General features: G+C 35.6%; 16 protein-coding genes. 8 read left to right on the top strand and 8 right to left on the bottom strand.

The annotated features are described in order from the left end of the window. The first annotated feature begins 61 nt into the window (after positions 1 to 61). The 8 genes from M2372_RS25075 to M2372_RS25040 all read left to right on the top strand — a co-directional run bounded on the left by M2372_RS25075 (position 62) and on the right by M2372_RS25040 (position 9,651). Complete coding sequence (locus M2372_RS25075) at positions 62 to 1,549, top strand: hypothetical protein (RefSeq protein WP_123319045.1); 1,488 nt, start codon at positions 62 to 64, stop codon at positions 1,547 to 1,549. Positions 1,550 to 1,603: 54 nt separating this feature from the next. Continuing rightward, positions 1,604 to 2,128 (top strand): DUF1697 domain-containing protein, encoded by a 525-nt coding sequence (locus M2372_RS25070; RefSeq protein ID WP_123319046.1) that lies wholly within the window; start codon positions 1,604 to 1,606, stop codon positions 2,126 to 2,128. Positions 2,129 to 2,159: 31 nt separating this feature from the next. Further along, a complete protein-coding gene (locus M2372_RS25065) occupies positions 2,160 to 2,471 on the top strand; it encodes a hypothetical protein (RefSeq protein WP_148060746.1) in 312 nt (103 codons plus the stop codon). A gap of 66 nt (positions 2,472 to 2,537) precedes the next feature. Further along, the gene (gene kdsA, locus M2372_RS25060) at positions 2,538 to 3,347 is read left to right on the top strand and encodes a 3-deoxy-8-phosphooctulonate synthase (protein ID WP_123319048.1); all 810 of its coding nucleotides are present in this window, start codon (positions 2,538 to 2,540) and stop codon (positions 3,345 to 3,347) included. A 43-nt stretch (positions 3,348 to 3,390) separates the two neighbouring features. Further along, complete coding sequence (locus M2372_RS25055) at positions 3,391 to 5,628, top strand: TonB-dependent siderophore receptor (protein WP_115971459.1); 2,238 nt, start codon at positions 3,391 to 3,393, stop codon at positions 5,626 to 5,628. Between the two features lie 154 nt (positions 5,629 to 5,782). Then, entirely contained in the window at positions 5,783 to 6,163 is a 381-nt protein-coding gene (locus tag M2372_RS25050) for an HYC_CC_PP family protein (protein WP_228455677.1), read from the top strand. A 118-nt stretch (positions 6,164 to 6,281) separates the two neighbouring features. After that, positions 6,282 to 6,755, top strand: a complete 474-nt coding sequence (locus M2372_RS25045; RefSeq protein WP_115971460.1) for a DUF3347 domain-containing protein — start codon at positions 6,282 to 6,284, stop codon at positions 6,753 to 6,755. Positions 6,756 to 6,858: 103 nt separating this feature from the next. Next, entirely contained in the window at positions 6,859 to 9,651 is a 2,793-nt protein-coding gene (locus tag M2372_RS25040) for a multicopper oxidase domain-containing protein (RefSeq protein WP_123319115.1), read from the top strand. Between the two features lie 483 nt (positions 9,652 to 10,134). On the opposite strand, the gene M2372_RS25035 is transcribed toward M2372_RS25040, so the two are convergent. From M2372_RS25035 to M2372_RS25000, 8 genes are all read right to left on the bottom strand, one after another. Next, entirely contained in the window at positions 10,135 to 12,168 is a 2,034-nt protein-coding gene (locus M2372_RS25035; RefSeq protein WP_123319049.1) for a S9 family peptidase, read from the bottom strand. A gap of 95 nt (positions 12,169 to 12,263) precedes the next feature. Then, complete coding sequence (locus M2372_RS25030) at positions 12,264 to 13,382, bottom strand: FAD-dependent monooxygenase (protein WP_123319050.1); 1,119 nt, start codon at positions 13,380 to 13,382, stop codon at positions 12,264 to 12,266. Between the two features lie 330 nt (positions 13,383 to 13,712). Then, positions 13,713 to 14,213 carry a GNAT family N-acetyltransferase gene (locus M2372_RS25025; RefSeq protein WP_115971463.1) on the bottom strand — a complete coding sequence of 167 codons (501 nt, stop codon included), beginning with the start codon at positions 14,211 to 14,213 and terminating at the stop codon, positions 13,713 to 13,715. Positions 14,214 to 14,222: 9 nt separating this feature from the next. Further along, a complete protein-coding gene (locus tag M2372_RS25020) occupies positions 14,223 to 14,816 on the bottom strand; it encodes a hypothetical protein (protein WP_123319116.1) in 594 nt (197 codons plus the stop codon). 16 nt (positions 14,817 to 14,832) lie between these two features. Next, positions 14,833 to 15,624 (bottom strand): hypothetical protein, encoded by a 792-nt coding sequence (locus tag M2372_RS25015; RefSeq protein ID WP_123319117.1) that lies wholly within the window; start codon positions 15,622 to 15,624, stop codon positions 14,833 to 14,835. A gap of 16 nt (positions 15,625 to 15,640) precedes the next feature. Beyond that, complete coding sequence (locus M2372_RS25010; protein ID WP_123319051.1) at positions 15,641 to 16,873, bottom strand: hypothetical protein; 1,233 nt, start codon at positions 16,871 to 16,873, stop codon at positions 15,641 to 15,643. Positions 16,874 to 16,934: 61 nt separating this feature from the next. Next, positions 16,935 to 17,360: a hypothetical protein gene (locus M2372_RS25005; RefSeq protein ID WP_123319052.1), complete on the bottom strand. Its 426-nt coding sequence runs from the start codon at positions 17,358 to 17,360 to the stop codon at positions 16,935 to 16,937. Positions 17,361 to 17,424: 64 nt separating this feature from the next. Then, on the bottom strand, positions 17,425 to 18,291 hold the full coding sequence (locus M2372_RS25000) for an RNA polymerase sigma factor RpoD/SigA (protein ID WP_002979276.1): 867 nt from the start codon (positions 18,289 to 18,291) through the stop codon (positions 17,425 to 17,427). Between the last annotated feature and the right edge of the window lie 342 nt (positions 18,292 to 18,633).

The raw sequence follows: 18,633 nt of genomic DNA, 5'->3' as shown, positions 1-18,633 counted from the left end.
GTTTTTTTGTTATTGGGAATCCTGAATTTTAAGATTATATTTGTGAAACTAAAAATGCATAATGGCAGAAACACAAAAAAGCAGATTCCCAATATATGCCGTAATCGTTACGGTGGTTTTTAAACTTCTTTTCTTATTGACGCATTACATTCAGGAAGATGCTTTCATCACCTGGAGAGTAGCCCAGAATTTACTGGACTATGGTGTAATCGGTTTCAATGGAGATACTAAAATCTCTGCTTCTACGACGCACCTGTACGTTTTTGTGTCCTATATTTTCAACCTGATTTTTGGGAAGGAATATTTTATTGAACCCCTTTTGATCTTTAATTCCATCCTGTTTACAATAGGAACATTATTCTTATCCCATCTGGTTCTTAAAAACCCTTGGCATAAGGCTGTTTTCATTTTTTTAATCGGAATTCTACCACCAGCCATTAAGATCTCAATCCTTGGAATGGAGTACGGAATTCTTTTCTTTCTGGAAATGTCCCTCCTGTATTATGGTTTCAACAAAGGAAAAAAATGGGTATTGACCCTTCTTCCGATCCTGATTATGTTTACAAGAGTAGATACAGTCATATTCCTTGGAATTGTGTTTCTAGTTGACCTGTTTTGGAACAGAAAAATAAGATGGAACTATATTTTTGGTGGAATTTTAGGCGTTTTATCAACAGTTGCTTTCAACTGGTTTTACTTTGGAGAAGTTGTCAATAATACCATTACTGCAAAAAAATTACTTTACGAACAACAGCTGACCTTCGGAGAGCATCTTGATTATTTCCTGGTAAGTTTTGGTAATTTCTGGGGAATGCTGAAAGTTCCGGGTGCTTTTAATCCCATCACGGTTATTGTCCTTATTTTTGAACTGCTTTGTTTTATTTACCTGATCAGACAAAGAGAAAAGAGAAATTATTTCCTGTGGATGATCTTTATTTTCGGATGGGTAAAACAGATTGTTTTTATCTCTCAGAAAAGCTTGTTTGATTGGTATTACTGGGTGCCACAGCTTTTACTTTTTGTTCCGGTTTTTATTTTTGTATTGGAGCAGAAAGAGAGAAGAAACTTATGGTTATCATTGCTTGTTGTATTTTATATTGTTCCGATGCTGGCTTTCCAGACGGTTCATTGCATTGCAACAGGAAATGGAGAATGGAACTATCGCAGAACTATTGGAGTATTTTTAAATAAATATGAGAAAGATAAAAATCAATGGATTTTATTGGAGCCTGCAGGTTATGTGCCTTATTTTTCAGGATTAAAAACCATTGATGAAGTAGGTCTGGTAGATAAACAGATTCAGGAAGAAATCAAAAAAGATAAAACAAATTATTGGATCAATACGGTAAAAAACAGGAAACCGAAATACCTGCTTTCCTACCAGAATTTATATGAAGGACAGAATGCAGACTATTACCAGACCCATTATAAATTGTTGAAAGAATTCAGAGTAAAAGATCACCTGAAAAGCGATAACAAAATATTGGAAAAGATCTATAATCTGAAACCTTCCGGAACAGACTATAACTTATATATCAGAGTCGATTAAAAATCGAAGAGTATTTATAAATAGCATCCCTCTAAAATTCTAAAACCTGAAAAAATGAAATATTGTGCTTTTCTCCGCGGTGTCAATGTAAAAGGAACTAACATGAAAATGGCAGAGGTTTGCCAGGTCTTTAAAGATGCCGGAATGAAGGATGTTATTTCCATATTGGCCTCAGGAAATATTGTATTTTCCTCTGATAAAAGTGCTGATGAATTAAAAATAATTCTTGAAAAAGCAATGTCAGAGTATTTTTCCTACGAAGCATTTCTGTTTATAAAATCTCATCAAGAAACAGAATCTTTCTGGAAGGGGATTCCTTTTGAAAAAAATGAAGATCTTCATATTTATAGTTTTGTCGGAATGCCTGGTGTGGAAAATATTTTGATGGAAGAATTTAAAAAAGCTGCTCAGGCAGAAAACGAAAAGGCTGAAATCGTTAATGATATATTTTACTGGCAGGTTCCGAAAGGGAATACTTTAGATTCTACCTTTGGAAAAATCTTAGGAAAGAAAAGTCTGAAAGATCAAATGACTAGCAGAAATGTCAATACGTTTGAGAAAATTTTAAAGAAATTTTAAAGTGCTGGGTGGACTTATTTACCTGGTCATTATGTTTGCAGTTGCGAACTTCTATTATTATGTATTTCCGAATCCATTAAAAAGGCTTAAGCTTTTCGGTCTGTTGCTGATTATTGTTTCCCTGCTTTCTGTAGTGGTTGCGTTGAGTTATTCAGGAGAAATACTTGAGGTTTTTGTGACAATTTCAGGTTATTATACATTGATTTTTTTAGCTCATTTATTGACGAGAAATGGTTTTGGAATCGAAAAATATCCTCTTTACATTCTTATATTTTTATCCATTTCATTTATCATTACAATTTTTTACGTGGCATTGATGCAGGAAATTTTTAATTACTCTTAAACCTTAAATAATTTCCAAGTCTGAAACTTTCTCAGTATTTTTACTGAACTTTTTAATTACAACAAAATGATTCAGTATTTAGATAATATTCAGCACAAAGATTCAAAGAACTTTTTCCTTATTGCCGGACCTTGTATTATTGAAGGAGAAGATATGGCATTGAGAATTGCTGAAAAAGTAATCAACATTACAGACAAGTATAATATTCCTTATATTTTTAAAGGAAGTTTCAAAAAAGCGAACAGAAGCCGTGTAGACTCTTTTACAACCATTGGAGAAGAAAAATCCCTTGAAATTCTTAGAAAAGTAGGAGAAACTTTCAATATTCCTACTACTACGGATATTCATGAAAATGAGCATGCAGCATTAGCAGCTCAATATGTGGATGTTCTTCAGATCCCTGCATTTTTGGTACGTCAGACAGACTTATTGGTTGCAGCAGCAAAAACAGGAAAATGTGTGTCTTTAAAAAAGGGACAGTTCCTTTCACCGGAATCCATGAAGTTTGCAGTTCAGAAAATTACAGATTCCGATAATCAGAAAGTAGCGATCATTGAAAGAGGAAATTCCTTCGGATATACAGACCTGATTGTAGACTACAGAGGAATTCCTACCATGAGAGAATATGCGCCTGTAATTCTGGATGTTACACATTCATTGCAGCAGCCTAACCAAAGCTCAGGAGTAACAGGAGGTAGACCGGATCTTATTGAAACGGTTGCAAAAGCAGGAATTGCAGTAGGAGCCGACGGAATTTTCATCGAAACCCACCCAACTCCGGAAACTGCACTATCTGATGGAGCCAACATGTTAAGACTGGATTTATTAGAAGATTTATTACAAAAATTAACAAGAATTAGAGAATCGATTTTGTAATTGTTAAAAAAACATTAATTTTAGAAATTCTAAAATATTTCTTTTGAAAAAACTAGTTTTACCGCTAAGCCTTATGGTCCCAATGCTGATTTTCTCTCAACAGAGAAAAAGAGATACAGCGACCAAAGTAACCGATATAGAGGAAGTTGTCTTCCAGAAAAAAACAACAGGAAGAACCAATGACCTTACCAATGTGAAAATTTCAGCAAAAGAAGCGAAAGCAGTCGCTTCTATCAGTGGTGGAATTGAAGGACTGATCAAAACGCTGCCTTCCGTAAATTCCAATACTGAGCTGTCTTCCCAATATATGGTGCGTGGTGGAAACTATGACGAAAACCTTATCTATATCAATGATATTGAGATCTACAGACCTTTTCTGATCAGAAACTCTCAGCAGGAAGGGATGAGTATCATCAATCCGGATATGGTTTCTTCAGTGAACTTCTCAGCAGGAGGATTTGAAGCTAAATATGGTGATAAAATGTCTTCTGCTTTAAATATCTATTACCGTGAACCTGAGAAATTTGAGGTTTCCGGAGAAGCAAGTTTAATCGGAGGAAGATTAACAACCGGTTTGGCTTCAAAGAATAAGAAGTTTACCGCATTATTTTCAGGAAGATACAGAAATACCAATCTTGTTCTGAATACCCTAAAGGAAGATACAGACTTTAATCCTACGTATTGGGATTTCCAGTCTTATCTGAATTATCATGTTAATGACAAGCTTTCCATGTCATTCATTGGATATTATTCCAAGAATGATTATGAAATGATTCCCAAGGCGAAAAGTGTTACTTTCGGAAGCCTTCAGCAGCCTATCACTGTAAATATAGGATATGCGGGTAAAGAAAATGACCAGTACAAGAATATGATGGGAACTTTTTCCATGAACTATAAGCCGGCAGACAGATGGAAGCTTACATTGGATGCCTTTTCTTACCAGAACAGGGAAAGAGAATATTATACCATCCGTTCAGAATATGATCTTCAGACATTTGATCCGGTAACGAAGGAACCGATTTCCAGCTATGATGTTGGAGGTCAGACGGAACATGCCAGAAATGATTTATTTGTAAGAACTTACGGAACGCAGTTCAGAGCTAAGTTTTCTCCCAATGTAAATACAGATATCGAGGTTGGATTCAAATACGAAAAAGAAAACCTTAAAGATCTTACCAATGAATGGAAACTGGTAGATTCTGCCGGATACAGCCTTCCAAGACCGGAAGTTATTGATCCGAGAACAGGAACTACAACAGGAGATCTTAGAATGTTCTATCATATTGCCGGAAAAAACAATATTGAGCCTACAAGACTATCTGCTTACGCTCAGTATTCCCAAAAATTTTACTGGGGAGCAAGCAAGGTATTTTTGAATGCCGGAGTAAGAGTTTCCAACTGGAGTTTCAATAAAGAGACGATCTTCTCACCAAGAGTCCAGTTTGCAATAAAACCGGATTGGGATACTGATATGTTATTTAAACTTTCCGGAGGGATCTATTATCAGTCTCCATTTTATAAGGAAATTAAAGATTTAGACGGAAATTTCAACCCAAATATTAAGTCGCAAAGATCTATCCAGGCAATTCTTTCCAATGACTACGAATTCTATATGTATGACAGACCGTTTAAATTAACAACGGAGCTTTATTACAAGAAGATGGATAACCTGATTCCTTATTATATGGATAATGTGAGAATCCGTTATTCAGGACAGAATAATGCCAAAGGATATGCGTATGGAATTGATACCAGATTATTCGGTGAATTTGTTCCGGGTGTAGATTCTTGGTTATCTGCCAGTTACGCAAGAGTTTATGAAAATATTGATGGGAGAGGAGATATCCCAAGACCTACAGATCAGAGATTCAGGGTAGCGATGTTCTATCAGGATTACATGCCACAGTTCCCATCGATGAGGGTAAACCTTACCTTAGTATATGCAATGGGATTACCAACGGGATCTCCTGTTATGTTTAATGATAACGGACAGCCGGATTTCAATTCTGCATACAGTTATCAGAAAACATTACCAGCTTATAAAAGGGTAGATATTGGATTGACAAAAGTATTCATTGATCCAAAGGATAAAAATAAAAAGTCAGGTTTCTGGGGTAATTTCCAGGAATTATCTTTAGGAGTTCAGGTTTTCAACGCATTTAATATCAATAATACCGTTGCTAACCAATGGATCACAGATTATAATACAAACAATATGTATCCGGTTCCGGTACGTCTTACAGGGCGTTTCTTCAATGTGAAGCTAGAATTTAAACTATAATATATGCTCAATCTGCATGATAAAGTGAGAGCAGTTAAAAATAGAAAAATCCTCTGAAAAATAATTCAGAGGATTTTTATTTGCCAGAATTTTATAACAAGATTACAGAATTTTATAACAACGGTTTCACGGATATTTCTAACTTTGTCTCATAATGAAAAAGATTCTTGCCATACTATTCTCTATTTTCTACTTCGGATTCTCTTCCGGAGCAGCATTTAGTATTCATTATTGTATGAAGGAATTTGTTTCTGTAAGTCAGAAGGTTGATGATATTTGTGGTAAATGCGGCGTAAAAGATAAAAAAGGATGCTGCAAGACAGAGATCAAAGTGGTAAAAGTAGATGACTCACAAAAGTCTGATCTGCTTAATATTGACTTTTTAGGTCAGATTGCAGAAATTCCTGTAACCCATCATTTCGTCTTTGTAGATAAATCTTTCTCTGCTACTAAGTTTACACAAATCCAAATCAATGGACCACCGGAATACAAACCGGTACCTATCTATATCAATCATTGTAATTTTAGAATTTAGAATCCGTCCGTCCGTTTCCGGTGTTATGATAACATCCTTACAGAACGACATGTCCTGACGCATTTCCTGTGCGTTATCCTTATTCTTTATTAAAAAATTAATTCTAAAATTTAAAACAATGAAAAAGTATATCATTACAGCAGCCCTATCTTTATTTTCAGTTATTTCACTTTCAGCACAATCTAAAAAAGATGCTCAGGTTTCAAAGCTTTATCAGAACTATATCGCGATCAAATCTGCTTTAGCTTCAGATGATGCTGATAAAACTTCAAAAGCTGCTACAGAATTCATTAAAACTGCTTCTGCCATCGATTATAAATTGGTTTCAGAAGGTAATCTTAATATTCTTAGAAAAGATGCTTCTGTCATTTCAGAAGCTAGAAATGTTGCTGCTCAACGAGAGACTTTTCTTAACCTTTCAGACAATATGATTGCCCTGACCAAAGAATTTAAGCTTTCTGAAAAACCGGTGTATGTACAATATTGCCCAATGGCTGACGGAAGCTGGTTGAGTGATGAAAAGCAGATCATGAATCCATACTATGGGAAATCTATGCTTTCATGCGGAAGTGTAAAGTCAGAAATTAAATAAGTATTGTATTAATCTTTAAAACAATAAGTTGTAGAGTTTAGTTTATTTTAAACTTTAAGCTCTGCAACTTCTAAAAGTTCGGAATATTATGAAAAAACTAATAATGTTTCTGGTGCTTTTGTTCTCTGTTTTTACGTTCGCACAAACCACAAAAACCTATTATACCTGTCCTATGCATCCTGAAGTAGTCTCTTCAAAACCTGGAGACTGCCCGAAATGTAAAATGACATTGGTAAAGAAAACAGTTGTAATACAGCCGAAAGTTGTGGCAAAGCCAGCAGTAAAACCTGTACCCAAAGTAGAAACAAAAACAAAGCCTGTAGAAGCAAAAGTAAATAAAGCAAAAGTTGATGTTAAAAAGGCTGAAGAAGCTAAGAAAGTAAATACAGTAGGGAAAGCAGAACCGGCCCGGGTGGCTAAACCTGTTTTAAAATCAGGCAAGCAACCCCAAGTTTCATCTTCATCAGAACCTAAAACGCAGGCTCAAACCACTTATACTTGCCCAATGCATCCTGAAGTAATTTCAGACAAACCGGGAAAGTGTCCTAAATGTGGAATGGAGCTGGTGGAAAAACAAAACCATCAACATGCTGTAGTTGAAGATCCAAAAGAAGAAAAGTCTGTTTTAAAAAGAAATTCTGAGAACGGAAAACTTACTTTTGGCGGAAAAACGGTTCGTTATGACCTGTATGTAAAAGACACCATCGTTAATTTTACAGGAAAAAACAGAAGAGCCCTTGCGATCAATGGTAAACTTCAGGCTCCAACCCTGTATTTTACAGAAGGAGATACTGCAGAAATTTACCTGCACAATATGCTTAAGGAAAATACAGGACTTCACTGGCATGGGGTGATTCTTCCCAATGAACATGATGGGGTTCCTTATCTTACCACAAAACCTGTAAAACCTGGAGAAACACATTTATATAAGTTTAAAATCTCTCAAAACGGAACCTATTGGTATCATTCACATGAAGCATTACAGGAGCAGATCGGAATGAATGGAATTTTGGTCTTTAAAAAAAGAGAAGGCGAACCCAAAACAGAATATAATGCAGAAATCCCTGTATTATTAGGAGATTGGAGTGATGATGATCCAATGCAGATTGCCCGCAGGCTTCATATGGCCAATACAGACTGGTATGCTGTGAAGAAAAATGCAGTGCAGAGTTATTGGGAAGCCATTAAGTCCGGAAACTTCGGTACAAAGGCCCTAAATGAATGGAAAAGAATGGAAGCGATGGATGTAAGTGATGTCTATTACGATAAATTCTTAATCAATGGAGTTCCAAGCTCGGATTATTCTAACCTGAAAGCAGGAGATAAAGTAAGATTAAGAGTTGCCAATGGCGGTTCATCCACTTATTTCTGGCTGAATTATGGTGGTGGCAAAATAAAAGTGGTAGGAAATGACGGAAATGATGTGGTTCCCATAGAAGTAGACCGGTTGATTGTCGGAGTTTCTGAAACCTACGATATTGAAGTAACCATCCCTGAAAATAAAAGCTTTGAGTTCCGTGCCACATCAGAAGACAGGATTGGACACGCTTCACTCTGGCTGGGCTCCGGTGAAAAGGTAGAAGCACCTAATTTACCAAGACTGATGCTCTTTGAAGGAATGAAAATGATGAACGGAATGATGGAAATGAGCGGAAATATGAAGCCGATGACTATGACGATGGGAAATCAGATGATGGATATGAATGAAGTAATGTACCCTGAAATTCCGGAAAGTCAGAGAAAAACGACTGCGAAACATATCAATGAGATGATGGGAGTAAAAACAAAAGAAGAAACTAAGAAAGAAGATCATTCTCAGCATGCAGGAATGGATATGAAGGAAGAAAAAACTATCAAAAGATTGTCTTATAATATTTTAAAATCTCCTGAAAAAACAATCCTTCCTACAGACAGTATCCGTGAAATGAAGTTTACCCTGGAAGGAAATATGAACCATTATCTATGGACCCTGGACAACAAAACGGTGACAGAAACGGATAAAATTCTGATCAAAAAGGGAGAGATTGTAAGAATTAAATTGTATAATAATTCTATGATGCGTCACCCGATGCATCTTCACGGACATGATTTCAGATTGATTAATTCAAAAGGAGAGTACTCACCGCTAAAAAATGTAGTAGATATCATGCCGATGGAAACTGTTACTCTTGAATTTGCAGCGAATCAGGATGGTGACTGGTTCTTCCACTGTCATATTTTATACCATATGATGGCCGGAATGGGAAGAATCTTCAGTTATGAAAATTCAAAACCCAATCCACAGCTTCCCAACAGAAAATTAGCCTGGAAGAATTTTCTGCAAGACAATAAAATGGTAAGCTCTATGGCGATGCTGGATGTGGCAAGCAATAAAATCCATGCAGAAACCATGACCATGTTTGGACCAAGATGGGCCAACCTGAATGAATTTCATACGAATTGGAACTTTGACCATTTTGAAGGAAGTGCAAAAGTAGGACGCTTCTTAGGGAAATTCCAGTGGGCATTACCTTATGCAGGGTTCAGAGTCCAGAAAAACCATGAGATTATGGAACGCCGGATGGCAGAAGATATGGGAATGGATTTTCATGGTAAGAAAACCTGGTTCGGGCAGCAGAAAGCTTCAAAAAGCAGATATGCCTTTATGATCGGGATGCAGTATGTATTACCCATGTTGATTACAGCTGATGCCAGTGTAGACCACAACGGAAAAGTATTGCTGGAACTGAGTAGAGAAGATATTCCGCTTTCAAGAAGGTTCAGAGGAAATTTCAGTGTCAATTCCGATGGAGAATTTTCAACAGGAATAAGATATATCGTTCAGAAATATCTATCTATTTCCGGAAATTATGATAATGAAATGGGCTGGGGTGCTGGTGTTACCTTAACCTATTAAATAAAAGACCGTCTCATTGAGGCGGTTTTTTCGTTATAAGGGATGAATGATCTCTCGCAGATGCTTTCGAATAAGAAAATCGTTGATTTTCAAAAATTTAAGTGTATTTCTTATACAAAATGTTTTAAGCTTAAAGTTACTTAAGTGTTTAAATCTTTGAATTTTGTTGTAATCATAGTCCTTTCCTTTAGTAAAAGTTAAAAATTTTATTTCTCACAGAGTAAAGATGATTGAGAGGAAATAATCATGAAATTATAAAGCAGGCGAATAAGGTCTGCGATACTTTTTTATATCCGCGGATCTTGCTGACTTTGCACATTTTATGATCATGTTTAATAGGATACAATCATCTGTGAAAATCTGTGAAATCCATGGTTCAAGATAAAGCCTCTATCTTTTATAAACAGATTTGACTGTTTCAGTAATATTATAAAGCAAAAGCCACCTCATTGAAAGGTGGCTTTGTATATTGAATTTTATTATTTATTTGTTAGGTTTTACTTCCTGATTCTTCACTGCTGGAGTGTAGGTCACTTTTGCAATGTCAACTGTCATTTCTTTTAGACGTTTTGCTACGTTTTCAGGCATATCTTTCTGATATCTTCCGCCAATAACTTCAGAAAGGAACTTTTCAGTCTCAGCATACATCGCCATGCTATTCACTGGTTTTCTGAATCCATGTCCTTCATCATCAGCTAAAATATAATTTACTTTTTTACCTTTATCTCGAAGGGCAATCACAATCTGATCTGCCTCAGCCTGCTTTACTCTCGGATCATTAGCTCCCTGAATAATCAGTAAAGGTTTATTGATTTTATTGACACTGAATAACGGGCTGGCTTCATGCATTAGCTTTTTACCTTCTTCAGTTTTTGGATCACCTACCATACCATAAAGAGAGGCCCGTGCAGATTCCCAGTAAGCAGGCACAGAATCCAATAGAGTGAAAAGGTTGCTTGGCCCAACAATATCCACTCCTGCAGCATATACATCCGGAGTGAATGCTAATCCGGCTAAAGTAGCATAACCGCCATAGCTGCCTCCCATAATAACTACCTTGTTTTTATCAGCAATTCCGTTGTTAATCAGGTGTTTTACGCCCCATGTTATATCGTCTTGCATCAATTTTCCCCATTGCAGATCACCTGCATTCTGAAACTTTTTGCCATATCCGCCACTAGCTCTGAAGTTAGGCTGCAGTACGGCATAGCCTCTGTTCGCAAGAAACTGTACTATTGAATTATATCCCCAATAATCTCTAGGTCCTTTTGGTCCTCCATGTACCAGAACTACTACAGGTGCATTTTTACCCGAAGATCCCGCTGGTAAAGTCAAATAAGCTGGAATTTCAAGTCCGTCACTGCTTTTGTAGCGGATTGGAGTCATGGAAGCCAGATATTTTTCAACTTTCTTCAATTCCGGCCTTGGGGTGTACTGGAAAATTAATTCTTTTGTTTTGGTATCGAAGAAATAAGACTCAGAAACTGAGTTGTCACCCCAAACCGAGATTAAAAATTTAGAATAATCTTTTGTAGAGCTTGAAAAATTAACTTCCTTACCAGGAAATTTACTCTGTAGGAATTTATAATTAGCTTCCCACGCTTTATCTTTCCAGTAGTATTCAGTCTTATCACCGGTGTAAGAGGTGAAAATAATTTTTCTTGTATTTCTGTCTGCAGATAAGCCGCCGAAATCTACTTTTCCTTTAGGATCACTTTCTATTTTCGTGATCTGCTTGGTTTTTGGATCCATCAGGAATAATGCAGATTGATCCAGATCTCCCTTATTGGTTACCAGATAGAACTTTGAATTATCTTCGTTCCAGTTGGGAATATAGGCTTCTTCAGTGACTAGTGTTTCATAGATGGGAGTCAGTTTATCCCCATCTTTATACAGAAACTGAGTGGTTCCCTTATCATCGGTTTTGTTTAAAATTCTAAGCTTTTCATCCCAGTCGAAATCGTATCCCGTAATACGGTCTTTATTTTCGAAGACCTTTTTCAGTTCGCCGGTAGAAATTTTTAGTGAGTACAGGTCATGCCATGCTTTATCACGGTTATTTAATCCGATCATTAGAAGATCAGGATCTTTTCTGCTGACCATGTATATTTGAGCAGCCACTTCATTAAGTGGTGTCAGATTTCTGGATTCAGGAACGTCATTGGTTGCTTTCGCCATTGGATCTACGGCAAAAATATTGAGATTCTCATCTCCATTTTTATCTTTTACATACAAAATATATTTTCCGTCTTCCGACCAGAAATATCCATTTAATGGTCGCTTGCTATCAGTTAATGGTCTTGCTTTTTCAAAAGATTCATCGAACTTTTTGACCCAAATGTTCATGATGCCACCATGTTCTTTCAGGAATGAGATCCATTTCCCATCCGGGCTTAGCTGCCCCCCGGAAATTTCAGGATTTCCAAAAAAAAGTTTTCGGTCCAATAATTGAGCTTCCTGTGCCCGAAGGCTTTGAAACCCTATCATTAGGAGCAATACATAAAAGATTTTTTTCATATTTTTTTTAATTTGATATTGGTTAATTTACTCAATAATTTCTAAAGAAATATGAATTTTTGATTCTTTTTTAGTTGAAAATGTGACAATTAAGTTTATATATCCAATTCAATGATTTTTTTTGCCATCTTTTGGTTGATATTTTCAGGAATTAAACTCATCATGAAATTTCGCAACGAGTTTCCATATTCCCATTGAGAAATTTTTCCGATGCTACGGCTTGTATTCACAATATAATCTACTTTTTTTCTTCTGATTTTCTGAAATTCTTCAAAAATAGCATTGAAATCCCTGCTTTTCTCCAGTAGTCTGCCGATGACATAAGCATCCTCAATGGCCTGACAGGCACCTTGTCCCATATTGGGAGTGGTAGCATGTGCTGCATCTCCAATCAGACAGAGGTTTTCGGCATACCATAGGGGAATAGGAGTGAGGTCTGAAATTTCGTTACAGATGATGTTTTTCTCTGGTGTCGCTTCTATCAGTTTCAACACCAAATGATCAAAGTCTCTAAAAATGTCTGCAATCCCTGAGTATCTGCTGAAACTTTTTTCATTGATGCAGGCATACCAGTAAACCTTTTTCTCGGATATTTTTATAAAACCGAAACGTTTTCCTTTTCCCCACATTTCAAAAGCTTCATGATGATGTTCTTCAGGCAGCTCAAAATCTACAAGACCACGCCAGCATTTCTGGCCGGCATTTCTTATGGTTCCTGTTTTAAAGATCTGATTCCGGACAGGAGATTTGATACCATCAGCACCAAAAACAGTCGTGCTTTCAATCTGATTTCCATTTTCAAAATCTAAAATATAGTTTTCCTTCTTTTCAATTTTCCCTAAAGAATGGTTAAGCTGAATGGAATCTGTATTCAGGTTTTCTGCAAGAATCCGCTGTAATTCTGCACGATGAATTGCCACATTGCAGGAGTTGTATTGTTGTTCGAGCTCAAGAATCTCCGTTTTTGAAAAAGGTTTCAGCGATTCGTTGGATAAAATAATTCTATGAATTTTGTTTCCTGCATTTTCAATTTTTTCCTTTAAACCTAGTTTGTCAAAGACCTGCATGGCATTAACGGCCATCATGATTCCAGCTCCTACAGGCTTTATTTCCGGTGCAGATTCGTAGATGGTAAAATCGTATCCATTTTGTTTAAGGACATTTCCTAAAGTAAGTCCGCCAATTCCGGCTCCGATGATTGAAATAGTATTCATTGTTTAATTTGTGAAATGTAGTGTAATGTTGTTGGAAATAAGCAATAGCGCAAAGTTTTTTAAATTAGATGCTGCTTTAAGGCGCAAGAAAATCAACGATTTTCAGTAAGAGGTTTCAATTATTTTTTGTTACAAAATTCTATGTATCTAAGATTTTATTTAAACCACATAAAAACATAAAATTTATAGTTAAATAAAATTATTCGTGCATTCGTGGCAATAATTAAGGAGCATTCAATTTTATTGCAGATAAAATCCTGGCGCCTTAAAAAGATTTCCATATATCCAGGCTGTTTAGCGTCTTCGCGTATTTCCAACTCCTATTAAAACTTATAATGTCAGTATATAACTTTCAGATACTTTTTGGAAACCGTATTTACCAAAAAAATGATGGGCACCGTGATTATCAACACCGCTTTCCAGCAGAATGAAGCTGATATTCCAGTTTTTAGATTCTTCAATAGCTTTTTCCAGTAGTTTACTTCCCAAAGACTGTCCTCTTACCGACTGGTCCAAAAGCATATCTTCCAGAATCGCATACTTTTTAAAAGGACTGTTGATTACATTGAAAACCATCATTCCAACAATTTGTTTGTTCTCGTCTTCTGCAATTAAAATATTCAGTTTAGTGCTTCCATCAGAGTTGAAATCGGTAAGAAGCTGTTCTGTTAAAATAACATCAAGATCCGGATTCCAATGATGAGAATCTATTGCTCGTCCAGACATCATTTCGCCATGGGAAATGTATGAGTCTGTTTTATGGGTGATAAAAAAGTCTACCAATTCTTTAACACGGGTTTTATCGGTAAGCCATTGTGTAGTATAGTTCATAAGATGTCTTTATTTTAATTTTTTTAATTCTTCAAGCAACTTATTCTGTCTGTTGATCAACTGATTCAGACTGTCCGTTTTTAAAGGATGTGCATTTTGATATTTTTCAATTTCAGTAAGTGTTTTTCTGAGCTTAAAAGCGGTATATAAGTTGTTCAGTTCAGTATTGTTTTTATTAACCTGAGCAATAAGGAGATTTACATCTCTGATTTTTATGTTGTATTGATCTGCACTAGCTTTAATTTCTTTTTCAACTTGTTGTTTGGTCAGAGAGTCTGTAATTGATTTTGCACGGTTCCTGGCTTGCAGGTAAAAAGATTCAGATGTACTGATTATTTTATCATATACTTCCAGAGTTTTCCCGGTTTCCTGCTGAGTTTTTATTATTTTATCATCAAGTAATTTAAGACTTTTATCATTCCTAATCAGTTCAGAATAAGTATTATCAATAAGATTGTCACCACGGTAACTTTCAAATGAGCCTGAAACTGAAGATTCTGCGTTATCAATAGCATTTTCTATAACCGGTTTATTTTGTGGTTTATTTTCTTTACAGGAAAGTAAAGATAAAACGAATGTAGAAGCAAAAAGTATTTTTTTCATTGTGATTATTTTATAATTATATTTTGGTGATGGGAACCAGAAGATCAGCATTGCTAATGGTATATTGTAAGTCTGGATAAGCAAAATCCAGTTCCCTGTTTTCCCGGCCTCTCAGTTTAAAGAATTCTGATTCCTGATCAGTATTTGCCAATGTAAGAGGTTCTCCGGTAGAAAGATAAGGTTTTCCATCTCTGAACCGGATATGTGTTTTTGAAGTCCGGAATGTAATGCCTAACCACTTATTGTGATTTATAATTGAATTTGGTGGTACATTCAGGATGATTTTATGCTGGAATCGTTTATTGGTTTCAATAGCAAATAAAACAACAGAATGATGATGCAATATAATTTCAGATTCCTCTTCTGTTATTTTGTCTTTAATAACAAGTTTTCTCAGATGAGACTCTTTAAGTTCATCCGGTCGTTCATAAGAGGTAAAAAGTGCAATAAAAGAATTCTCTTCCAGATCTAAAGCCTGGTCAGAATGAAAACCCATTTTAGAATATGAAGAATCATACACTTCAATGAGAGCATTATTGAAACTCTGTACAGGGATTTCAATATGATTGGCCAACAGCGTATCATTAATTTCCGCAACAAGCCGATGGTGAAGCGGTGAGAAAGTAACAGCTGGAGTAGTAAATCGGGTAGTGGTTCTTACAACCGGAATATTTTCATCCTGTACATCTACCAGATGATTTCCAAGCCTGCCTTTTCCTGTAGTTTCAAAATCTGCAGAATGAATAAGCTCATTAAACAGATTTTGATCTGTTGGAAGTGTAATTGTATGAAATTCAGCGAAGTCCATTTTTTTTGTTTGCAGATTAAAAAATAGGTTTTTCATAATCACCGGAGTTCATGCTGAAATGAATTTTGCCATATTCCACCATCTTTTCAGATACATTTTCCTCATAATAAGAATTACGCAGCTCCTCCTGAAGTTCCGGAGTCATTTTTTCAAGCTTAATAAATTGACCATTGTCTTTTATATAAGTCTGATCATCTGTATGCATCGCTTCAAGATTAGAACATCGAACCACATAGCCCATTCTGATAGGAATTTGGTCAACTCCCAAAACAGATGGCTTGATTTCATGAGTATACAATCTGTTGGTAGAAAGCGGGATCAAAAATGCAGAGTTAGGATATAGGGGTACAGTGAATTCTTTCTCCAGAGAATCATCCTCAACTGTTTTCTTTAGCTTAAAATGCAGTCGGGTTAATGCACTTGTCTGTTTATAACACCAATCGAATGGGTCTGTAACAGAAGGCTTTAATGGATCTGTATTGGAATCATCATAGAACGTACAAAATACTATAAGTCCTTCCTTCGGCATATCTTTCGTTTTATCCGAATGGGCTTTGATCTTAGCTTTTACTTCCTTTTCAGAATCTGCTGTTTTCTTTTTGTTCTCATAGATCTGTACCAAAGCGTGATTCAGATTGGTTTCGTGTTCGAACGTTTCCAGAATGCACTGGTTTAAAATACTGATAATTTTTGTATCGGTAGTGCGGAAATTATCTGTGGGGCCTGTTAAATTACTTGAGCATCTTAAAAGATTGTAATGAAAAGCTTCTTTGCCTCCTTCAGTAGTCTCTTTAGCAACTTTACTCAGATAGATTCCTTTTCTTAAAGCTTTACTTTCTTTATTGGATTCTGTAAGTTCCTGAAAATTGTGTTCAGATTTAATCATATCAAAATTACGGTCACCAACAAACAGCTTTCTGTAATAAACACCGGCATTGCTGATTATAACGGGGACTTCTCCCAAGGTTACTAATTTATATTTTTCAGGACTCATATTTTCATATTGAGTTGAAAAATCTTCTATAATATGAATGAAAGGAGTTATTTCTTTAAGCGTACTGAAATCTCCACATGCATAGATCTTTTTATTACTAAAATCAATGGCTGTATCGGAGAAAGTATTGATAACCAGTCCGCAGAAATTGTTGATAAGGTATTGAAGTTCAGAGTTGATATTCTCATTATTTTGTAGAATAACAAGTACGTTTTTATCTTTAGTGATCTTATTTTCAAATGGTAGAGTAGTCATGTAATCTTTTTATTATATGGATATTAGTTGAGGTTTCTTTGGAGATTGTTACAAATACTTATCAGCAGTATGAATCAATATTCTTATTTTTTAGATTTAAAAGAATCTGCATACTTCCGATGTCATCATTTACTTTTACTTCCAACAGATCGTTGGATATGGATCTGGAATTAATTTTAAATTTTTGAGTGCCCGGCAATATAATCTCTGGATTACTATTCAAATGTAAAATAGGTCTGTTGAAGGGAATTACAAAAATTTCATCCTCTAAAAAAATAATGTCGGCACCTCTGTAGGTAAGGTTAACATCAATTGTTGTTTGGTTTTCAAAACTGATCTCAACATTTTTTACAAGCTGATGTTTTCTTTTTTTCATATAACGGAAGAAGAGATTCCGCTTCTGTTTTAAATACAGAGAAATACCAATACTGATGAGAATAAAAAGTAAAACGGCTCCGGCAAGAAGTAAAGAAAAATCTGTATCCATAATACAAAAATAAAAAAACGGAGCCTGAAAACAGACTCCGCTTATAAAATTGTTTGCGCTAAAATTATTTACCTAAGTAAGATTTAAGGATCTTACTTCTGGTATTATGTTTTAGTCTCTTAATTGCTTTTTCTTTGATCTGACGAACTCTCTCTCTTGTAAGATCGAAAGTCTCACCAATTTCCTCTAAAGTCATTGGGTGTTTTCCATTCAGTCCGAAGTATAGTCTAACCAAATCAGCCTCCCTTGGAGTTAAAGTGTTTAATGCTCTTTCAATCTCAATTTGAAGAGATTCAAGCATTAAGTCTTTATCAGGACTTGGAGATTCTCCTGAACGTAATACATCATAAAGATTAGAATCTTCACCTTCTACCAAAGGTGCATCCATAGACAGGTGTCTACCGGAGTTTTTCATAGATTCTTTGATATCTTCCTCACTCATGTCAAGAACTTCAGCCAATTCTTCCGGAGAAGGTGGTCTTTCATTTTCCTGCTCAAGGTGAGCGTATGCTTTATTAATTTTATTGATGGAACCAATTTTGTTCAACGGAAGTCTTACAATTCTTGATTGCTCAGCCAACGCCTGTAAAATTGATTGACGGATCCACCATACTGCATAAGAGATAAATTTGAAACCTCTAGTTTCATCGTACCTTTTTGCCGCCTTCATTAATCCTAAGTTACCCTCATTAATTAAATCGGGTAAGGAAAGACCTTGGTTTTGGTATTGCTTAGATACAGAAACTACGAAACGAAGGTTGGCCTTGATTAATTTTTCCAATGCAGCTCTGTCGCCAGCACGTATTCTTTGTGCCAATTCTACTTCCTCGTCCGCAGTAATCAGTTCCACTTTACCAATTTCCTGCAAATACTTGTCTAATGAAGCAGTTTCCCTGTTGGTAACCTGCTTAGTGATTTTTAATTGTCTCATTTATTTTATCCTCAAAAAAGAGTTACTATATATTATACGTTTGGAAATACAAAAAGGTTACACTAGTTTTACTTTTTTATTAATATTTTAATTTGAATGCTAATAGATGAGCGTGGAACAGAGATTCAGAAGTTGAAAAATAGAAAGAAAAGAAGATAATCCAGGATAAAAAGAATGAAAATTATCCTTTAATACAATTCTATAATGGAATGTCTTCTATTATTTCCATCCTCTGGAGCTCATCTTATAGGGGTTTTATAATTCTGCACCTTTTTTCAGGTAATAAAAACGCTGCATTGTTTGTGCTATTTTTTTAATCCCTGGAAAAGGGTAATTTTTTGT

Origin of the sequence: Chryseobacterium sp. BIGb0232 (assembly GCF_024810195.1) — a bacterium.
GTDB lineage: Bacteria > Bacteroidota > Bacteroidia > Flavobacteriales > Weeksellaceae > Chryseobacterium > Chryseobacterium pennae.
Note: the sequence above shows the minus strand (reverse complement) of the source record. Positions and strands in the feature narration are given on the sequence as shown.

Bases quoted from the DNA above. Each gene is read 5' to 3' on its own strand.
- M2372_RS25020 (WP_123319116.1), bottom strand. From the start codon at position 14,816: ATGAAAAAAATACTTTTTGCTTCTACATTCGTTTTATCTTTACTTTCC.
- M2372_RS25025 (WP_115971463.1), bottom strand. From the start codon at position 14,213: ATGAACTATACTACACAATGGCTTACCGATAAAACCCGTGTTAAAGAA.
- M2372_RS25030 (WP_123319050.1), bottom strand. From the start codon at position 13,382: ATGAATACTATTTCAATCATCGGAGCCGGAATTGGCGGACTTACTTTA.
- kdsA (WP_123319048.1), top strand. From the start codon at position 2,538: ATGATTCAGTATTTAGATAATATTCAGCACAAAGATTCAAAGAACTTT.
- M2372_RS25045 (WP_115971460.1), top strand. From the start codon at position 6,282: ATGAAAAAGTATATCATTACAGCAGCCCTATCTTTATTTTCAGTTATT.
- M2372_RS25000 (WP_002979276.1), bottom strand. From the start codon at position 18,291: ATGAGACAATTAAAAATCACTAAGCAGGTTACCAACAGGGAAACTGCT.
- M2372_RS25065 (WP_148060746.1), top strand. From the start codon at position 2,160: ATGTTTGCAGTTGCGAACTTCTATTATTATGTATTTCCGAATCCATTA.
- M2372_RS25075 (WP_123319045.1), top strand. From the start codon at position 62: ATGGCAGAAACACAAAAAAGCAGATTCCCAATATATGCCGTAATCGTT.
- M2372_RS25015 (WP_123319117.1), bottom strand. From the start codon at position 15,624: ATGGACTTCGCTGAATTTCATACAATTACACTTCCAACAGATCAAAAT.
- M2372_RS25070 (WP_123319046.1), top strand. From the start codon at position 1,604: ATGAAATATTGTGCTTTTCTCCGCGGTGTCAATGTAAAAGGAACTAAC.
- M2372_RS25010 (WP_123319051.1), bottom strand. From the start codon at position 16,873: ATGACTACTCTACCATTTGAAAATAAGATCACTAAAGATAAAAACGTA.
- M2372_RS25040 (WP_123319115.1), top strand. From the start codon at position 6,859: ATGTTTCTGGTGCTTTTGTTCTCTGTTTTTACGTTCGCACAAACCACA.
- M2372_RS25005 (WP_123319052.1), bottom strand. From the start codon at position 17,360: ATGGATACAGATTTTTCTTTACTTCTTGCCGGAGCCGTTTTACTTTTT.
- M2372_RS25050 (WP_228455677.1), top strand. From the start codon at position 5,783: ATGAAAAAGATTCTTGCCATACTATTCTCTATTTTCTACTTCGGATTC.
- M2372_RS25035 (WP_123319049.1), bottom strand. From the start codon at position 12,168: ATGAAAAAAATCTTTTATGTATTGCTCCTAATGATAGGGTTTCAAAGC.